The organism is Sulfurimonas sp. (assembly GCF_019429335.1).
Lineage (GTDB): Bacteria > Campylobacterota > Campylobacteria > Campylobacterales > Sulfurimonadaceae > Sulfurimonas.
Genome location: NZ_JAHYJB010000007.1, coordinates 55,742 through 72,838 on the forward strand (window position 1 = coordinate 55,742; position 17,097 = coordinate 72,838).

The window sequence follows — 17,097 nt, forward strand, 5'->3', positions numbered from 1 at the left end:
CTTAAAAACGAAGCATTAAACCTGCGTAAAAGCCTGAAAAATCGATGTCCAGTTTTGCATCCACACTGCTTTCATCAATATCTAGTTTTTGAACTCTGTAACCGACCTCTAAAGCAGGTTGAACGGCAGGGGTAAAATCAAACGTATAATCAACTTTTGCTCTTATGTCATAAACCGTAGAGTCACCTGTAGTTACATACTTTACGTCCGTCTCTAAACCTATATCTGTTGAGGGGATCTCAACTCTTGCTCTAACGTACAGAAGCGGAACGGCAAAAGTCACGCTGTCGCTATAGCCGGTAAATGTCCCCGAAGGAGATGCACTGTAGGATGCGTCAACGATTTTAATATCCAGTCCCAAGTCAAGTGTAATCCAAGAGGTGTTGTCAAGAATATTGTAGTATGGAATAATATCATACTGTTTCATATCATAAGAGAGTGCCGATGTATTTGCTCCAATATCAAAATCTTTAAACTGCCCAGTTGCCAAACCACTCTCCTCTATAGAAACATACTCAACTCTAAGATTTGGCAAAATCGGAACCGGATGTTTTATAAGAGCCCAAACATATGTCTCAGTCTTGTCATTTTCGCTCGATGTATAACTACCATTAGCTCCGCCGTCGGTGTAACTTGCACTACCCTTTGGAGTCTGCATCCAAGCTCCCGCGCCCATTTCAACCCTCGTAAAATCCGCCATTACGCTTGAAGCTAAAAGTGCCGTACATGTAAGTGAATAAAAAACTTTTTTCATTGGTCAATCCTTATATAAATTACAATTATTGTATCAAAATTTTGCTTGATTGGTATAGGGCAAAAGCCCTATAAAAGAAGGAGAAAGAGAATAATTATTTAACTGCGGCGATTGCAGCATCGTAGTTTGGCTCTTCTGTGATTTCCGGAACAATCTCTTTATAAGTAACAACACCATCAGCGTCTACTACGAAGATTGCTCTACATGTAACACCGGCAAGAACAGAACCGCCAAGTAAAACACCGTAAGCGTTAGCGAAATCTTTGTTTCTGAAGTCAGATGCAACAGTCAACTTATCGATTCCCTCTGCAGCACAGAATCTTCCTGCAGCAAATGGTAAATCCATAGAAACAACAGTAGTTTCAACACCCTCTAATGAAGCTGCTTTGGCATTGAAGTTGCGAGTCTCTGTAGCGCATACGCCGGTATCTAATGATGGAACAACTACAATCAGTTGCTTAACTCCTTGAGCGCCACCAACTACTACATCACCTAAACCAGCCGAATTTACGACTGTAACTTCAGGTGCTTTGTCACCTACATTTACCTGATTTCCTAATAACTCTACGTCTGTACCCTTGAATTTTGTAGTTGCCATTTTGGCTCCTTAATAATATTTTAAACGATGTCGGAGGTAACTCCACCATCTACGCTAGCCGCTAAGGCACTAAAGCTTGACACATTCGTGTCAAATGATTCACTATATTTTGTGCGGGAAGTATATTTTAAATCGGATAACTTAACTCTTAATTAGAAAAAGAGTAGTTTATACTAAGTGTTCTTTAAGCTAAATGACACTTTTTGGACAAACTTCTAACTCTTCAATCAGACTAAACATGCCCTTTTCATACATATCTAAAGCCACCCTCCCTATCATTGCTGCATTATCCGAGCAGTATTTCAACTCGCTTAGAAGCAGTGATGCGCCGTAAGGTTTTAACAGCCCCTCTATTTGTGATCGCAGATATAGATTTGCACTCGCTCCGCCTACTATTGCGAATGCTTGCGGCGTAACATCTTTAAAATATTTCTTTAGTTTTTGGATGATATGCGCCGTTGCTATATGCTCAAATGAAGCGGCAATATCTTTATAGTCATCCTCAAACGCACTCTCAACTGCCAGCCTTACAGAGTTTTTCAGTCCTGAATATGAAAAAGCTATAAGCGGAGATTGGTGAAGCGGAACCGTAAAGTTATACCTTTTTCTATCACCGTCCTTTGCAAGTTTCTCTATAACTGGCCCTCCAGGGTAGCCTAGTTTCATCATTTTTGCAACTTTGTCAAAACTCTCCCCGAAGCTGTCATCCATGCTTTTGGCAACAGTTTTTATCTCCCCTAGACTTTTAACTTCCATAACCTGAGTATGCCCACCCGAGACAAGCAAGACGGTAAGCGGAAAGTGCGTCTCTTTCTCTATAAAAAGAGAGTAGATATGCCCAACAAGATGATTTACGCCTATAATGGGGATATTTAGTGAAATAGAGAGGGCTTTTGCCATAACGACGCCCTCTACAAGCGTGACACTAAGACCTGGAGTTGTAGTAACCGCAACAGCTTTTAACTCGCTGAAATAGGGCTTGCACTCCTCCAAAATACGAGGAAGAGCCTCTGCGTGAAGTCTGGCTGCCAGTTCTGGAACGACACCGCCGTAAACACTGTGTTCCAACTCCTGCGATATTTTTTTATGAAAAAGAAGCTTTTTTGTGGCAATCTCTGTTATAGCGATAGCGCTGTCGTCGCATGAGCTTTCAATACTTAATATCAAATCTAATCCTTTTGCAAAATGTGCAGATACTCATAAGTCAAATCTGCTTTGTGGTTTCTGTTCGCAGTCTTGTCTGCTTTAAACCTCTGATACTCTTTCGTTTTCAAATCATATTTACCGTACTTTGACATGATATTTTTAACATCATCTTCGCGCATAAGCCCCTCGTTGTTATAACTCAAAAAGATATATTTGAAGTTCGCATTTTTGATAAGCTCTTCAAAGCTATGTGCAACTTCATTTTTTTTGCAATAACTAGAGCGATTATACTCTCTAAGTCCGGTTTTGCCTTTTGGAACAAACTCATCATAAAGTGCGATAGTATTTAAAATATGGTAGTTCGCACTATATTGTCTTTGGTTGTAGGGTGGATCAAGATACAAAATGTCCCCCTCAATCTTTTTTATCAACTCATTGCTGTCGCTCTTATAGACCTCATGAGAGTTATCGTTAAGCTCGAAATATGCAGGCTCCAAAACAAGCTCTTTTTGTGCCGATTTTTTAAGATGCTTTAGAAATGCTCCGTAAACCGAAGCCGTATTTGCGACTTTATCGGCACTCTCCAAAAGTGAAGCCAACAGAAAATAGTACATGCTGTCGTCTATCTTTTTGCGTTCCCCCCACTCTTTTAGCTTTGTTCTCATCATATCTATTTTTTTACCGTTAATATCGCTAAAATATTGTCGCCCGCTCCCACTACCCATGCAGTAATGATTGTAGATAAAACCACTGTCTATAAGTGCTAAAGAGTTTAGCTCTTCTATAAAATCTTCTTTATTTTTTATCTCTTTATGATTTTGGATATAGTTTTTGTTAAGTACATAGCTATAATCTTCCAGATCATTACTGATAACTTTTTTGACATCTTTTTTAAAAATCCGCCCGACAATCCCCGTCCCCGCAAAAATATCGCAAAATACCTTCTGGGATAAATCATCCCCTACAACATCTATAATTCCTTCTTTTAAAAACGATGCTAGTTTGAGTTTTGAGCCGATGTAGTTCATTTTTTCTCTTTTTCTTTTATGATTTCAAGGGGACTAATATCAAAAAACTCTGCAAGTTCTACAACATTACTTTTAATGGGATTGAATTTTTCAGACAAGATATTTGATAATTGATTTTTTGAAATGCCAAGCATCTCAGCCAATTCAATCTGACTATTTATCTTCTTTTGTGCCATCAATTCTTTTACCTTGAATTTGTTTATTTTCAAAATTATATCCTATCTTAACTTAAAATACAAATATTTTATTAACTTTTTAATCTTTATTTATTAACTATTTTATTTAATTCTTCCCGCCATTTATATGGGTCGTACCAAAAACAGCCAACACATCCACTCTCATCACTTTTTGATTTACCTTGCCAACTCTTATCGCCGACATGCCAAAAATAAATCCCTAGAAAGTTTCCTCTTTCTCCAGTTTTAACACATTTTTCACATTGTCGTGATTTGAGTAAATTATTACTTCGGGTAAGTAAAATAAACTTTGATTTTATTTCATCTTCACTCATGGATACTTTATTTTCTTCTTCATCATTTTCCCATCTAATTTGTGGAAACTTATGGTCAATTTCTAACTCTTTTGGTGCGAATTCTCTTAAAAATAGAGCTTCTACATTTTTATAAAGTATTTTGATTTTTCTAGCGAGACTTACTGGAATCCCTGTTCTCACTTTTGTATCATCCAAAACTTCTAATGTCTCTAATTTTCTATGAACTGTATTCATATCGCAAGTTTTGCAAAATCGAACTTTATAAAAATTATCTTTTTCATCTTTCGCCAATTGTATGCCACTATGTCGCCACACTTGCCATGTTTTTGCTTGCCCCGATTTTAACTCACATTTTGTACAATGCCAATTTAAATCTTTTAAAACTTCCCAATCATTATGCGAGGTTGTGTTCGGTTTAAATGGATTCAATTTTTACCCTTTTGTAACCATATAATATCAGACAAAACTTCTCCTGCCCCAAAATCTAATTTACAAAGATTTTCAGTAGAAAAGTTATTGATATATATGTCTATTGATGATTTCAATTGAATTATCTCTGATTTCATCTTCCAATGTTGCATTTCTAAACCATCATATAGAACAACAAATAATCTATTTTTTAAATGTTTTCTACCTTCTTGACTCTGATTTTCATAAAGCCACTGAATCAACTCTTTTTTATGTTCCTTAGCATATTCATAAGGTTTTCCAAATCCTTTTGGAAAAATTGATGTTTTGTGATCAAAAGGAATATCGGTGATTTTAAAATCAATCAATTTGTCATAAATATTTTTATTTGCTTCAACATTATCATGTGATGTAAAAATATCTTCCGCTACCATGGCTGACCAATAATTGTACCAACGGTTTAATGCGTAATCTCTAAGTTCTTGACTAAATTGCTCTGTTTTTTTCAATAAGCTTTCAAAAGTATATGTTTTATATATAAAGTTTGTATCTCTATCCCAAGAATCGGATTGTTTTCTGCCCCATCTATATGGGTAACATAACCTTTTCTTTAATTCTTTCTCAACTCTTAGTAAATCCATCAAAACTCTTTCTTAAACACAAAAATATACTCATGTTTAAATATATAATAATCACTATTTAAAGCTCTGTATCTCCAAATACCGCCAACACCGAGCTTTCCACGATTGCCTTCTATGTTTTTGATGATAGTGCCTTTTAATTTTACCTTGAAATTTCTTTTTATCATATCCATGCAGTAAAAGCCAAGCGGTATTACTTCACTGTTTTTATATACATCACCAATTACAATAGCAAAATATCTGTTTTTTTCTAAATGTTTCAAAGAGTTTTCGCAGATAATTTTAAATTTATTTACAAACTCATCAATATTGTCTATCTGAGATAAATCATTTTCATTTTCTGTAAATTTCACTATGTCCATGTACGGTGGGTGCATAAGTACGAATTGTACTTGTGAGGAATTGAATTTTTCATTTGCTTTTTTTATATTCTCATCGACTTGCAAACTATCGAGTGAGTTGCAGTCATTTATGTAAAAATTATCAGCATATTTTTCATCACGCATGCTGCTGTTGACATACTCTAGCATTTGTGGATTTATATCAAAACCTATATATTTACGACGAAGTTTTTCACATTCAAAAAGTGTTGTTCCGCTCCCCATGAAAGGTTCTAAAACTATCTCATCTTCTTTTGTGTATCGCTTTAAAAGTTGATTTGGGATTTGTGGAATAAAGTTTCCATGATAAACATTTTTATGTTTTCCGCTTTTATCTCTTTCGTTTATAACCCAAAGCGAATCTGTGTTTATATCTGACTCTTTCCAACTTTTCATATCTAAATCATTAAATTTCATTTTTTACAAAATCCCTAACCTCTTCATCAACGGCAAATACGTCATCAACGTTTTTTGGCAAAATGTCAAACTTCTCATACGCTCCAATGACTATTTTAGCTATGTCCATAAAACCTATCTCTTTGGCTATGAATTTCTCTATCGCGGCTTCATTTGCGGCATTTACAACCACTCCCTTTGCAGGATTTTTTAGCAGTTCCTCTTTAATACGCCAAATCGGGTATCTGTCTTGCGTGATTTCTCGAAACTCCAAAGAGCCGACTTTTAGCAAATCTACATGTTGCAAAATATTTTCACTCATCTTGCAATCAAGCGCAAAAGCGATAGGGAGCTGCATACTTGCATTGGCAAAATGTGCGGTGGTTGAGCCGTCTTTAAAATCGATTAGCGCGTGAATAAGTGATTTTGTCTCAATAATAGCATCGTATCTGCCCTCTCCAAAAAGCCATCTAGCCTCTAATAGTTCAAATATTTTATTCACCATTGTTGCGCTGTCTATGGTGATTTTTTGCCCCATCGACCAGTTTGGATGTTTTTGAGTATCTGCCAAAGTTGCGTTTTGAAGTTTTGCAATGTCCCAATCTCTAAATGCGCCGCCGCTTGCGGTGATTATCATCTTCTCTATCGGTCTGCTTTGCATCAAGTACCAAAGCCCGAAATGTTCGCTGTCTATTGGTTGAATCCTTGAAGTATCTATAAATGCTCCGCATGCAACAAGCGATTCTTTGTTAGCAAGGGCGACTTTTTTTCCGCATGCAAGAGAAGTAAGCGTAGGACGCAGTCCTAAAAAGCCCACAAGCGCGTTTACAACAAGCTCACTGCTAGACTCTTCAATAGCTCTTAAAATCGCCTCTTGCCCGCAAGTTACGCTACTGTGATTTACCTTATGGATGTCATCTTTGTTTGCAATAACGACTTTTTTTGGATTGTGCTCTTTTATCTGTTTATTTAGGAGTTCTATATTGTTTCCTGCAACAAGTACCTCAACGCCCATTGAGAATTTTTTGGCAACTTCAAGAGTATTTACGCCGATTGAACCTGTGGAGCCGAGGAGTATCAAGGAGTTCTCCTTGATACTAAAGCAACAAGATTGCGTGGGCTTAATGCCGAATTAAACAAAGCGTTAGCGTAGCTAAATGGGCTTTGCTCATTTAGTGTTTTAAAATAAAATAGTATCAAATCAAACCAGTCCGCGAAGAAGCACAAGCATAACTATCGCGCCAAAAAGATATCCGTCGATGCGGTCTAAAACACCGCCGTGACCCGGGAGTATATCTCCGCTGTCTTTTACGCCAACTTCTCTTTTTAAGAGACTCTCAAAAAGGTCTCCAAAGATTGAGCTCACAGCTACCATAAAAGAGATGATAAGAGATACGCCCAAATCGACTATGCTTAGTCCTACAAACATACCTGCAACAGTTGCTACGGCTATTCCGCCTACAACGCCCTCCATTGTTTTGTTTGGAGAGGTTTCACTAAATGGGGTTTTGCCTATGCTTTTACCGACCGCATAAGCTCCGATATCGGTCGCCGCAACAACAACCAAAAGCCATAAAAGAGAGATAACTCCATACTCTTGGTACATCGTAAGTATAAAAAGCATACCTGCCGTTGGATAGATAAACGGCAGAAAGTTTTTCCAAGTAAGCGTTCTATTAAAAGCAACGGCGCTCGCATATGCAACACCCGCTAAAACAAAAAGGTCATCACTGTATGGATATATAGAGGCAATCAGCCATATCCCAGCCGCATAGTAAATCAGGGTTTTGTTTTGAATACCAAAAAGCCTCATAGCCTCTTGAAACGCCAAAATATAGACGGTTCCCAAAAAAAGCCACATCAAAAAGAAGTTGTTTATAATACCGATAAGAAGTACGGCAGCAACGAGGACTAGACCCGTAGTCACTCTCTCTTTAGAACTTGTAAATATGCTCATCTGCAATCCCCAATTAAAATTAGGCAATTATAGCCTATCACACTTTAATATCTAGTATGTGCAGAGGCGGGTAACTCTCTTTTTCTTCCTCTTTCTCGGGCTTTTTGTGCTCTTCATTTCTTGCGGTCTCTTGGTCTGCCTCATTTTTTTGATGCTCACTGTCTGGGTCGATTGCATGAACCTCTTCTGCCGGACGAACTTCCATAACCTCTTTCTCTTTCTCTTGAGCCGCGGCCTGAGCCGCCATGTTTTGAAAATCTATACGGTTGTTATGAGCATTTACAAGCGAGGAAACACTTGCAGTTTGCTGATTAACATATATCGCATTTCCAACTAATCCTACTGCCATTTTATTAAGTCCTTGTATCCACTTCTACCGTTTTATACTTATTATAAAGTACATTAGCCCCACTTTGAATGGTAACTTCTCTTCTTGGAGTATAATCGACCAAATACCTGTCTTTCTCAAATATTGTAAAATCAACACAGAGTCTTGCTGAGCCTTTTATAACGTTATCGGGAACATTTTGCTTGTCGGTGGTGATGATGACATGCGCTGATGGTCTCTCTTTCATGTGGAGCCAAATATCCTTTGCACGGGCATTTTGGAGCAGTTCAACATTGCCTCTCTCGTTTTTTCCCAGACTTACCTTGTATCCGTCAATCCAAAAAGTCTCGATGGAGTCGTTTGTTTTTACTTTTTTAGCCTGAACATTTTTTGGAAAGAGAAGCTGAATTTTTGCAATATCTTTTGCCTCTTGCACCGTATGGATGAAGAGGTTCATGTGTTCTATTTTTGACTCTAAAGACTCTCTCTCTATGTGCATGTGAGAGGCTCTCTGCTTTGCTTTTTTACTTCGCAAAAAGAGCGAATTTGCCATCCTTGCAACTGATGAGAACTCCTTGTGAAGCTCAACAGTGACCTTTTTGCCCTCATAATCATCAAGCTCTACAACTCTCTGGTAGGGCTTGATATTGTGCATATTTGCCAGAAGAAGATTTCCGAAATGGCTACACTCTGCCGCTTCTGTTTCAAGCTGGGCTTCATTATCCAAGTTCTCAAAGAGCTTCTCTAATTTTTTTAGTTTTTTATTTAGAAGTGAGATTTTCTGCTTCTTTAAAGACGAGAGTTTATCATCCATCTCTTTTGCGTACTCATCATACAAAAACTGCTCGACATCATCAATCGGGTACTCTTTTGCCTCAAACGGAGCCTGCGGAACCCCAAGAAGTTTCTGCCCTACCCTTACCTCTCGAAATGAGGAAAAAAGGTCAACATGTCTGAGCGCTTCAAGAACTACCTCATCCTCATCCAGAATAATTACGTTTGTATATTTTCCCGTAAATTCAAACTGCAGATAGGTTCTCTCCTCCTTGTAGGCTGACGCCACGGAGGTTTTAAACCTTAATATCTTGTCGCCGCCGAAAATTTCTACATGTAGAATATTTGCACGGTTAAACCTCTTTGCCAAAACTACGTCAAAGGGCGCATTATAGACTTTTGAGCGAGCGTAGGAGGCGCATTTAAACATTCTGGAGTTTGAGCGCCGCATCTCAAAGTAAAGTTCATTATCTCTGTCAAAAACAACTTTTATAATGGTGTCACTTACTCTGTATATGGCTGATATTTTTGTAAACTTTTGCAGATAAGCGGTAATCTGTTTTAGGTGTGATAGTTTCATAACAAGATTTTATCACACTTAAAACAACTAGACTTATAACAGCTTCTCCATCTCATTCGGCAACATAGGTTTAACATAGTAGCAACCTTGGATTTATCCTGCTATAATTGCAAAAAAAATAGAGATGTGAGAGATTTGTGAAACTTCCAAAGGGCTTCGGCAAAAACTACTTTACGCTAAGGGCGATTACCGCAACTTCCAACCAAGTTACACTAAATGCCAATACGTCGCGCGTGCAGAGTTTTCACATGTTACAATTCTCAAATGACGAACTTGAAGCAGAATTAGAAGAAGAGGAGCTCGCCGCCACGCTCTGCATGTTAGAGCTATCCGCAAAGCCTTGCCATTGCAACTGTTACTATTTAAAAAAAACACGTAAAACGCTTCTGCTTCACCCAAATCAAAACTACTTTTTCAACTACTTTAAAAACCTAAACAGCGCTATCTCTCCGCCATTTTTCAATGCAACAAAGAGACTGCCACGTCGTTTCACTCCTCACAGTGACGTTTGTGCGTCATTGCGAGTGAAGTTTCCCGTCATTGCGAGTGAAGTTTCCCGTCATTGCGAGCGAAGTTTCCCGTCATTGCGAGCGAAGCGTGGCAATCTCAAAAACATCATCATTAAAAAAATTTAAACTTACACTCAAAAAATGAAAAGAAAGATACATGAAAAAAAAGATACTTTTATCACTACTGACCTCAACCATATTAGTCGCTCAAAATATTGAGCTAGAACAAATCACAGTAACAAGTGCGACAAAAATAGCGCAGTCAATCGAAGACGTCACATCAAACGTAAACGTAATCACAAGCAAAGAGATTGAAGAAAAGCACTACACAACTGTAACGGAGGCGCTAAACAGCATCTCAGGCATTAACTTTACAAGCAACGGCGGTCTTGGAACAACATCCGCTGTTTACCTAAGAGGTCTTGATTCAAAAAGAACCCTAGTTCTAATAGACGGTATCAGATACAATGATATAACCGGTTTAAACGGTGCTCCTTTTGGAGATTTGATGATAGGAGATATCGAACAGATAGAGATCATAAAAGGCGCGCAGTCCGGTATCTGGGGAGCTGATGCAACGGCAGGTGTCATCAACATAATCACAAAAAGTGCAAAAACAGGCTTGCACGGTTCTATCAACGCTGAATTTGGAAGTTTTAATACAAAAAAATATGGTTTACTAGCATCTTATAAAGAAGATAGATACTACATCAAAGCAGGTCTACAACAAGTAGATACAGATGGATTCACAGCACAATCTCCAAATGGCGACAACATTGACATGTACGAAGATGACGGTTACAAAAACACGACTTCAAACATAAAGCTTGGGTTTAATTTTGACGAAAATAACAAAATTGACATGTCGCACACAATAATATACTCCAAGACTGAATCCGACCCTTTTGCAACTCCCAACGGCATTGAAGATTCAATCACGGAGGACAGTTTCAGCCAAGTCAATTTCAACCACAAAAACAGTTTCACCGAGCTTGATGTTTATGCAAAACTTTCAGTTTTCAACAGAGACTATCCCCAAGGTTGGACAAAAAAGTTTGACGGAGAGATTCAGGAATACGGCATAAAGTCTAACACGCCCTACAATGATGACGACTTTGTCGTCTTTGGTCTTGATTACAAAACATTTGAGCATAAGAACGACTTACAAAAAAAGTATAACAACAAGGCTGTTTTTCTTACAAACTCCAATGAGTTCACCCTTTTAGGCTCAAAAACAGTTGTCAGTGAATCTATACGCTTTGACGATTATGACAAATTTGATGACAAGACAACAGGCAAGCTCGGCGTAAAACATTTTTGCAAGAGCGTAGAGGGCTTGATAACAAGCGCAAACATAGGTTCGTCTTACAATGTACCCACAATATATAATCTTTATGATCCGACTTACGGAAACGAAAACCTGACGCCTGAAAATACGATGAGTTATGATTTGAGTGTTGGATATAAGGAGTTCAAAGTTACCTATTTTAACTCAACAACAAAAGATATGATTGATTTTGATTTAAATACCTGGAAATATTTTAATGCTACAGGAGAGACCAAAATCCAAGGTTTTGAAATAGAGTATAATACTAAACTTGGCGAAGATGTCTCACTTACATCAAACTATACTTGGCTCGATGCCAAAAACAGCGATAATGAAGTGCTCAGCAGAAGACCGAAAAATACTATTAATCTTGCATTAGATTATTATGGTGTAAAAAATCTGCATATAGGAATAAACGGCGAGTATATCGGTGAGCGATACTCAAACGATAACGAAAGCGGCACACAGACTGGAAAGTACACTGTTGTAAACCTTGTGACGAACTATAGCCTCAATAAAAACATCTCTATATATGCTAAAATAGAGAACCTGTTTGACAAATATTACCAAGTATTGGATGGTTACGCGACTGCTCCTCTGAGTGCATACGCAGGGATTAAGGCTCAATTTTAATGATAAAACTCTTTTTACTGCTCTCTTTGGCTCTGAACATCTTTGCAAGCGAGAGAATAATTGCTCTCTCTCCCTCCATAAACGAGATAGTTTTTGCTCTTGGAAAAGGGGATAAAGTAGTTGGAAACACTACTTTCTGCGAGTTTCCCAAAGAGGCTGTAAATATCCCAAAAGTAGGCGGCTATTTTGAGCCCTCTCTGGAAAAAATAGTAGCGCTGAACCCCACTTTGGTAATTATGCAGGAGAACAACTACAAACTTGGAGAAAAGTTAAAACAGCTCGATATCAAGAGCAAAATTGTCCGCATAGACACTCTCTCAAACATAAGAGGCTCTATTTTAGAAATTGGCAAGACACTAGAGAGAGAAGATGAGGCAAACAAGATTGTAGAAGAGATTGATAGCCAACTAAAGAAAGTAAAAAATATAACAAAAGGGAGGAGGATTCTAATCGTTATGGGACACAACACCTCTCTTGCTTCAAGAATTTTTGTAGCAGGTCAGAACCTATATTTTGATGATATTATAAATGAGAGCGGAAATAAAAACGCCCTGCAAAGTCAAAGGAAAGGGCAACCTGTTTTAAACATGGAAAATATAATCAGTTGCAATCCCGACATTGTCATTCTTCTTGCTCACTCGATGGAAGAGATGGGACTAAGCAGAAGTGATTTGATAAATCCGTGGCTGGAGTTGCCCATAAGTGCGGCTAAGAGCAACTCCATCTACATCATAGACAAGACATATTCAGGCATACCGAGCGACAGACTCGTCTATTTTTTACAAGATTTCAGAGAGATTCTAAATGACTATAAAAGCGGCAACTAGATGTTAAAAATAAGAGAGTTTAGCAACACCATTTTGACAGATATAGATTTTCATCTAAATGAGGGTGAAAATCTTACCATTTTAGGCTCAAACGGTGCGGGAAAATCTACCTTGGCTAAGGTTCTATGCGCAATTACATACTCGCAGGCGGTTGAGCTTTTTAGCAAAAAACTACATCACTTTAGCGCAAAAGAGCGCTCAGAGTTCATAAACTATGTACCGCCAAAACTTGAGATGTTTGATGAGTATCTCTCTTTAGGAGAGTATTTAGAACTTAGCAGACTATACTCAAAACTCACAACAGATGATGTTTTAGAGCTTTTGGAGTTAAAAGCTCTAAAACACAAACCATGCATAACACTCAGCAGCGGCGAGCAGCAGTTGGCTATGATTGCCTCATCTCTTCTTCATAATGCAAAACTTACCATCTTTGATGAGCCGACCGCAAACCTCGACCCAAAAAAGAGTCTCAAAGTCGCAAAGATACTCTCAGGCGAAAAAATTCAAAACAGAATTATCATAACACATGACCTAAATCTTGCTCACAAACTGGGGTATAAAATTCTCTACATGTCAGAGGGAAAAATAGAATTTTTTGATACAAACGAGAGGTTTTTTGAAGTGTGCAATATGGATAAATTTTTCGGCACAAGCATAAAACGCTTAGATGACTATTTTGTGGTGAATTTATGAGATATCTATTTATAATCCTCTCGCTTATTTTGCTTATAATTGCCCCGTTTTTTGGGCAGATTAATATTGACATGTCAAAAATAAACGACATTTTTTCAATGGAGCATAAACTCTTTTGGGATTTAAGAGTTCCAAGGGTTATTGTTGCCTTTTTTACTGGAGCTCTCTTGGCTCTTAGCGGACTAATATTTCAGTCGCTCTTTAGAAACCCGATGAGCACGCCATTTACGCTGGGAGTCGCAAGCGGAGCCACTTTGGGAACTGCCTTTGCCATAGTATTTGGCATCGTCTCTTTTATGGCTCTGTTTGGGTTTATCGGCGCACTTTTTACAATCATTATACTCTTTGGCATCACCTCAAGGCTAAAAGTCTATGAAACATCAACGCTTCTTCTCATAGGTATAGCTCTATCCTTTTTTTACAGCGCCGCACTGATGATTCTTTTTTACATCAGTGATGAGACTCAGAGCTATGAGATAGTCCGTTTTACAATGGGGAGCCTCGATGTTGTCGGTTTTAAAACAGTAGTGCCTATTGTCGCGGTATCAATCACCCTTTTACTTCTAGCACTCAACTATAAAAGAGAGATAAAGCTCCTCCTCACCTCCTACGACAACGCTTTTTTAAAAGGCATCGAGGTAAAGAGGGTAAATACTATTTTGCTTCTTGGCGTCTCAATTGCCATCGGAGTTGCCGTCAGCATAACTGGTCCAATTGGCTTTGTCGGGCTTATAGTGCCACATATTTTAAAGGTTATCTACAAAAAAAGCGCGGACAAACTGCTCTATGTAACGTTTTTTTACGGCGGGATTTTTCTTGTTTTTTGCGATTTAATCTCAAGAAATCTTGGCACCGCGTCAGATGTGCCGATAGGCGTTGTAACATCATTTTTGGGCGCTCCGTTTTTCATCTACCTGCTCCTTAGAAGAAAACGGGTATGATTTGCAACAATATTAATCCCAATACGAGCATCAAATGAACCTATTATCAAAATCCGCCCCACTCGAAGAGTCGATTAGAAAAATGAGAGCCGTTTTGGCAGATGTCGGATGCGAGACTACATTCTCGCAGGAGAAACATCCGCTTGAGAACTGCTACTCTGTAAACCTTAGCTCAGCTGAAGCACCAAATCATATCTACTCAAACGGAAAAGGAGTTCTCTCAGACGCCTCAATGGCAAGCGCTTTGGGCGAGTACATCGAGCGGCTTCAGACAAACAACTTTTTTATAGATTTTTATCTTCCGAATAAAAAACAGTACCCAGATGAGATGGCATTTGAGTTTGGCGGCGACTACTTAAATGAGGAGTTGATAGCCATTTATGATCCAAACGGAGAGCTTGGCGGTGAAGATTTGGTGGATTACAACAGCAGTATTACGGATAAAATTTTATCTCTGCCCTTTAAAAAACACTCAAACGGCAAGAGCGTCTATTTTCCTATAAATATCCTAAGCAACCTCTACCTCAGCAACGGTCTGGCATCCGGAAATACTCAGCAAGAAGCGCAGGTTCAGGCTCTTAGCGAGATATATGAACGCTACGCAAAAATCCAGATTATAAAAAACGGCTATGCGCTTCCCAAATTTCCCGATGAGATTTTAAAATCCCACGCCAAAGTTTACATGGATGTTTCAGCACTAAGAGAGCTCGGTTACATAGTTGAAGTTCTTGACGCAACACTTGGCGGAGTCTTTCCCGTAACTGCCATCTCTCTTATAAACCCTAAAAACTCAACACTCTTCGTCTCTTTTGGAGCACACCCAATCTTGGAAGTCTCACTAGAGAGAACCATGACGGAGCTTATGCAGGGGCGCTCTTTGGAGAATCTTGACACATTTGAGACTCCTACGTTTGACATGAGCATAATCGAGGACAGCTTTAATTTAGAGTCCCACTTTGTTGACTCAAACGGAAAGCTCGGGTTTGGCTTTTTAAGCGCTAAAAAGAGCTTTGAGTTTTCGCCATGGAGATACAACGGAAGCGGCACTAAGGATGAGTTTGAATTTTTAACAAACATCGCCAAAGAGATTGACAGAGAGATATACATAAGAGAGTATGACTACCTTGGATTTTACTCATGTCAGCTTCTTATTCCGACCCTCTCCGAAGTCTATCCGATAGAGGATTTGATATATAACAACAAAAACAGCGGCAAACTCATACGTGATATGGTTTTAAACTTTACAAAATATGATACAGAAGATATTTTAGAAGAGGTTGAGGGGCTGGACAACTCTCTAAACGTGGAAAAATATATAGGCGTTATCTTTAAAAACAACTTCACGATGGCGGAGTTTAAAGCGCATCTATATCTTCTTCAGGACGACACAGAGGCGGCTCTGGAGCTTTTAGAGTTTGGTGAGAAGAGACTTGGACGTGTAGTTGCCGAGCTTATACGCATGGGTAATGAGGGGCTTGATTTTGAAGATTACAGAGAGGGACTTTTTAATATCTTTACTCCAGAAATGGTAGAAAAAGCTGTGAGAATCCTTGAAAAAGAGGAGTTTTTCATTGACACTACTCTGCATAACGACTACTACAACATGTTAGCGATGTACGACAGACTTGAGAGCAAAAAAAGAGGTATGGCAGCATGAGTTACGGCGAGTGGTTTGAGCAGCATGCAGATAAACACAAAAAAATAGTCGATAAACTCGTCTCACGCGGATACACAAAAGAGCAGATAATAGAGTACTTTGAGTTTGAAAATATGGTTAAAGTTGAGATTGATTTTTGCCCTTTATATAAAGATAACAAGAAGTGCCATGATATGGGGGAGCTGAACTGTTACCTCTGCGCCTGCCCAAACTTTAGATTTGACGACAACGGCATAGAAAAAGTAGAGAACAGAACGAAATATAGCTTCTGCGGGATAGACTCAAAAGACGGCGAGCAGGGAGTCTATGGCGATAAGATACATCAAGACTGCTCAAAATGCACCGTACCGCACCATAAAGGGTATGTCCAAAAGAGGTTTGACCTTGATTGGAGAGAAATTATGAGAGAGTGTAAAATATAACTCTACTTCTTAAACTTTTCGGCAACATCTTTTACGGATGTACTAAGAGTATGCCAAGCAGACTCCACATCATCTTTAAAGTGTTCCCACTTCTCCTCACCCGCTTCATCAAGCTTTTGCAGCTTTACTTTAGCGGTGTCATACATACGCTCAAGCTCTTCAACACGCTCAATATATTTTATATGCACGTCAGCCGCATAAACCTTGCCTCTTGCTTTAAACTCCGAGAGTCTAGCCTGAACTAACTCCAGCTCTGCCTCTATTTTTTGTTTATAAGCATCTTTTTTGCTCATTATATATCCTTTAAATAACTGATGTTACGATAATCTAAATCATTAAATTTACAAAAAGTAACATTGCAAGAGATAGCGTCAAAAATTTTCTGTAAATTCATCATCAACTTCATTTAACTGTTCCAAATCTTCCCAAGATACATATTTTCTATCAAGCCATTTTGCGTTTGTGTCTACAGCAAGCGGGACTAACAGACGCAGCACGGAGCCTTGATTTGGAAAAGCACCTACGACTTTGGTTCTTCTTTTTATCTCTTTGTTGAAACGCTCTACTAGGTTTGTAGAGTGTATTTTTCTATGATGCGCTTTTGG

Annotated in this window: 21 protein-coding genes; 7 read left to right on the forward strand and 14 right to left on the reverse strand. The window is 38.5% G+C overall.

Annotated features, from left to right (window positions below; all coding sequences use genetic code 11):
* Position 1: 1 nt before the first annotated feature.
* The 12 genes from K0A91_RS04510 to K0A91_RS04565 all read right to left on the reverse strand — a co-directional run bounded on the left by K0A91_RS04510 (position 2) and on the right by K0A91_RS04565 (position 9,483).
* Positions 2 to 754: a TIGR04219 family outer membrane beta-barrel protein gene (locus tag K0A91_RS04510; RefSeq protein WP_295008556.1), complete on the reverse strand. Its 753-nt coding sequence runs from the start codon at positions 752 to 754 to the stop codon at positions 2 to 4.
* A 94-nt stretch (positions 755 to 848) separates the two neighbouring features.
* A complete protein-coding gene (tpx, locus tag K0A91_RS04515) occupies positions 849 to 1,352 on the reverse strand; it encodes a thiol peroxidase (RefSeq protein ID WP_295008558.1) in 504 nt (167 codons plus the stop codon).
* 189 nt (positions 1,353 to 1,541) lie between these two features.
* Positions 1,542 to 2,519 (reverse strand): tRNA (adenosine(37)-N6)-threonylcarbamoyltransferase complex transferase subunit TsaD, encoded by a 978-nt coding sequence (gene tsaD, locus K0A91_RS04520; RefSeq protein WP_295008560.1) that lies wholly within the window; start codon positions 2,517 to 2,519, stop codon positions 1,542 to 1,544.
* A 2-nt stretch (positions 2,520 to 2,521) separates the two neighbouring features.
* Positions 2,522 to 3,526 carry a DNA adenine methylase gene (locus K0A91_RS04525; RefSeq protein ID WP_295008562.1) on the reverse strand — a complete coding sequence of 335 codons (1,005 nt, stop codon included), beginning with the start codon at positions 3,524 to 3,526 and terminating at the stop codon, positions 2,522 to 2,524.
* Positions 3,523 to 3,735 carry a helix-turn-helix transcriptional regulator gene (locus K0A91_RS04530; protein ID WP_295008564.1) on the reverse strand — a complete coding sequence of 71 codons (213 nt, stop codon included), beginning with the start codon at positions 3,733 to 3,735 and terminating at the stop codon, positions 3,523 to 3,525. The genes K0A91_RS04525 and K0A91_RS04530 overlap by 4 nt, the downstream gene beginning before the upstream one ends.
* 53 nt (positions 3,736 to 3,788) lie before the next feature.
* Positions 3,789 to 4,448: a hypothetical protein gene (locus K0A91_RS04535; protein ID WP_295008566.1), complete on the reverse strand. Its 660-nt coding sequence runs from the start codon at positions 4,446 to 4,448 to the stop codon at positions 3,789 to 3,791.
* Positions 4,445 to 5,068: a hypothetical protein gene (locus K0A91_RS04540; protein ID WP_295008568.1), complete on the reverse strand. Its 624-nt coding sequence runs from the start codon at positions 5,066 to 5,068 to the stop codon at positions 4,445 to 4,447. Before K0A91_RS04540 ends, K0A91_RS04535 begins: the two co-directional genes overlap by 4 nt.
* On the reverse strand, positions 5,068 to 5,865 hold the full coding sequence (locus K0A91_RS04545) for a DNA methyltransferase (RefSeq protein WP_295008570.1): 798 nt from the start codon (positions 5,863 to 5,865) through the stop codon (positions 5,068 to 5,070). The genes K0A91_RS04540 and K0A91_RS04545 overlap by 1 nt, the downstream gene beginning before the upstream one ends.
* Positions 5,855 to 6,925, reverse strand: a complete 1,071-nt coding sequence (gene dxr, locus K0A91_RS04550) for a 1-deoxy-D-xylulose-5-phosphate reductoisomerase (protein ID WP_295008572.1) — start codon at positions 6,923 to 6,925, stop codon at positions 5,855 to 5,857. The genes K0A91_RS04545 and dxr overlap by 11 nt, the downstream gene beginning before the upstream one ends.
* A 120-nt stretch (positions 6,926 to 7,045) precedes the next feature.
* Complete coding sequence (locus K0A91_RS04555; protein ID WP_295008574.1) at positions 7,046 to 7,801, reverse strand: phosphatidate cytidylyltransferase; 756 nt, start codon at positions 7,799 to 7,801, stop codon at positions 7,046 to 7,048.
* Between the two features lie 37 nt (positions 7,802 to 7,838).
* On the reverse strand, positions 7,839 to 8,150 hold the full coding sequence (locus K0A91_RS04560; RefSeq protein ID WP_295008576.1) for a hypothetical protein: 312 nt from the start codon (positions 8,148 to 8,150) through the stop codon (positions 7,839 to 7,841).
* A gap of 4 nt (positions 8,151 to 8,154) precedes the next feature.
* Positions 8,155 to 9,483: an NFACT family protein gene (locus K0A91_RS04565; RefSeq protein WP_295008578.1), complete on the reverse strand. Its 1,329-nt coding sequence runs from the start codon at positions 9,481 to 9,483 to the stop codon at positions 8,155 to 8,157.
* A 137-nt stretch (positions 9,484 to 9,620) separates the two neighbouring features.
* Between K0A91_RS04565 and K0A91_RS04570 the strand changes: the two genes are divergently transcribed.
* The 7 genes from K0A91_RS04570 to K0A91_RS04600 are packed head-to-tail and all read left to right on the forward strand — an operon-like array spanning position 9,621 to position 16,492.
* Complete coding sequence (locus K0A91_RS04570) at positions 9,621 to 10,118, forward strand: hypothetical protein (RefSeq protein ID WP_295008580.1); 498 nt, start codon at positions 9,621 to 9,623, stop codon at positions 10,116 to 10,118.
* A 31-nt stretch (positions 10,119 to 10,149) separates the two neighbouring features.
* A complete protein-coding gene (locus tag K0A91_RS04575; RefSeq protein WP_295008582.1) occupies positions 10,150 to 11,952 on the forward strand; it encodes a TonB-dependent receptor in 1,803 nt (600 codons plus the stop codon).
* Positions 11,952 to 12,779 carry a helical backbone metal receptor gene (locus tag K0A91_RS04580; RefSeq protein ID WP_295008584.1) on the forward strand — a complete coding sequence of 276 codons (828 nt, stop codon included), beginning with the start codon at positions 11,952 to 11,954 and terminating at the stop codon, positions 12,777 to 12,779. The genes K0A91_RS04575 and K0A91_RS04580 overlap by 1 nt, the downstream gene beginning before the upstream one ends.
* On the forward strand, positions 12,780 to 13,472 hold the full coding sequence (locus tag K0A91_RS04585; protein ID WP_295008586.1) for an ATP-binding cassette domain-containing protein: 693 nt from the start codon (positions 12,780 to 12,782) through the stop codon (positions 13,470 to 13,472).
* The gene (locus K0A91_RS04590; RefSeq protein WP_295008588.1) at positions 13,469 to 14,413 is read left to right on the forward strand and encodes an iron ABC transporter permease; all 945 of its coding nucleotides are present in this window, start codon (positions 13,469 to 13,471) and stop codon (positions 14,411 to 14,413) included. The genes K0A91_RS04585 and K0A91_RS04590 overlap by 4 nt, the downstream gene beginning before the upstream one ends.
* A 34-nt stretch (positions 14,414 to 14,447) precedes the next feature.
* Positions 14,448 to 16,070 carry a YcaO-like family protein gene (locus K0A91_RS04595; protein WP_295008590.1) on the forward strand — a complete coding sequence of 541 codons (1,623 nt, stop codon included), beginning with the start codon at positions 14,448 to 14,450 and terminating at the stop codon, positions 16,068 to 16,070.
* Positions 16,067 to 16,492 (forward strand): hypothetical protein, encoded by a 426-nt coding sequence (locus tag K0A91_RS04600; protein ID WP_295008592.1) that lies wholly within the window; start codon positions 16,067 to 16,069, stop codon positions 16,490 to 16,492. Before K0A91_RS04595 ends, K0A91_RS04600 begins: the two co-directional genes overlap by 4 nt.
* Positions 16,493 to 16,494: 2 nt before the next feature.
* Here K0A91_RS04600 and K0A91_RS04605 read toward each other — a convergent pair whose 3' ends face one another.
* Together K0A91_RS04605 and K0A91_RS04610 are read right to left on the reverse strand one after the other, a co-directional pair.
* Complete coding sequence (locus K0A91_RS04605) at positions 16,495 to 16,785, reverse strand: hypothetical protein (protein WP_295008593.1); 291 nt, start codon at positions 16,783 to 16,785, stop codon at positions 16,495 to 16,497.
* 78 nt (positions 16,786 to 16,863) lie between these two features.
* Positions 16,864 to 17,097, reverse strand: a 234-nt coding sequence (locus tag K0A91_RS04610) for a transposase (RefSeq protein ID WP_295008595.1), incomplete at its 5' end; no start/stop codon positions are given.

Excerpts from the sequence above, each read along its gene's own strand:
- K0A91_RS04510 (WP_295008556.1), bottom strand. The coding sequence starts at position 754 with ATGAAAAAAGTTTTTTATTCACTTACATGTACGGCACTTTTAGCTTCA.
- tpx (WP_295008558.1), bottom strand. The coding sequence starts at position 1,352 with ATGGCAACTACAAAATTCAAGGGTACAGACGTAGAGTTATTAGGAAAT.
- K0A91_RS04525 (WP_295008562.1), bottom strand. The coding sequence starts at position 3,526 with ATGAACTACATCGGCTCAAAACTCAAACTAGCATCGTTTTTAAAAGAA.
- K0A91_RS04540 (WP_295008568.1), bottom strand. The coding sequence starts at position 5,068 with ATGGATTTACTAAGAGTTGAGAAAGAATTAAAGAAAAGGTTATGTTAC.
- K0A91_RS04545 (WP_295008570.1), bottom strand. The coding sequence starts at position 5,865 with ATGAAATTTAATGATTTAGATATGAAAAGTTGGAAAGAGTCAGATATA.
- K0A91_RS04555 (WP_295008574.1), bottom strand. The coding sequence starts at position 7,801 with ATGAGCATATTTACAAGTTCTAAAGAGAGAGTGACTACGGGTCTAGTC.
- K0A91_RS04560 (WP_295008576.1), bottom strand. The coding sequence starts at position 8,150 with ATGGCAGTAGGATTAGTTGGAAATGCGATATATGTTAATCAGCAAACT.
- K0A91_RS04565 (WP_295008578.1), bottom strand. The coding sequence starts at position 9,483 with ATGAAACTATCACACCTAAAACAGATTACCGCTTATCTGCAAAAGTTT.
- K0A91_RS04575 (WP_295008582.1), top strand. The coding sequence starts at position 10,150 with ATGAAAAAAAAGATACTTTTATCACTACTGACCTCAACCATATTAGTC.
- K0A91_RS04580 (WP_295008584.1), top strand. The coding sequence starts at position 11,952 with ATGATAAAACTCTTTTTACTGCTCTCTTTGGCTCTGAACATCTTTGCA.
- K0A91_RS04585 (WP_295008586.1), top strand. The coding sequence starts at position 12,780 with ATGTTAAAAATAAGAGAGTTTAGCAACACCATTTTGACAGATATAGAT.
- K0A91_RS04590 (WP_295008588.1), top strand. The coding sequence starts at position 13,469 with ATGAGATATCTATTTATAATCCTCTCGCTTATTTTGCTTATAATTGCC.
- K0A91_RS04595 (WP_295008590.1), top strand. The coding sequence starts at position 14,448 with ATGAACCTATTATCAAAATCCGCCCCACTCGAAGAGTCGATTAGAAAA.
- K0A91_RS04600 (WP_295008592.1), top strand. The coding sequence starts at position 16,067 with ATGAGTTACGGCGAGTGGTTTGAGCAGCATGCAGATAAACACAAAAAA.
- K0A91_RS04605 (WP_295008593.1), bottom strand. The coding sequence starts at position 16,785 with ATGAGCAAAAAAGATGCTTATAAACAAAAAATAGAGGCAGAGCTGGAG.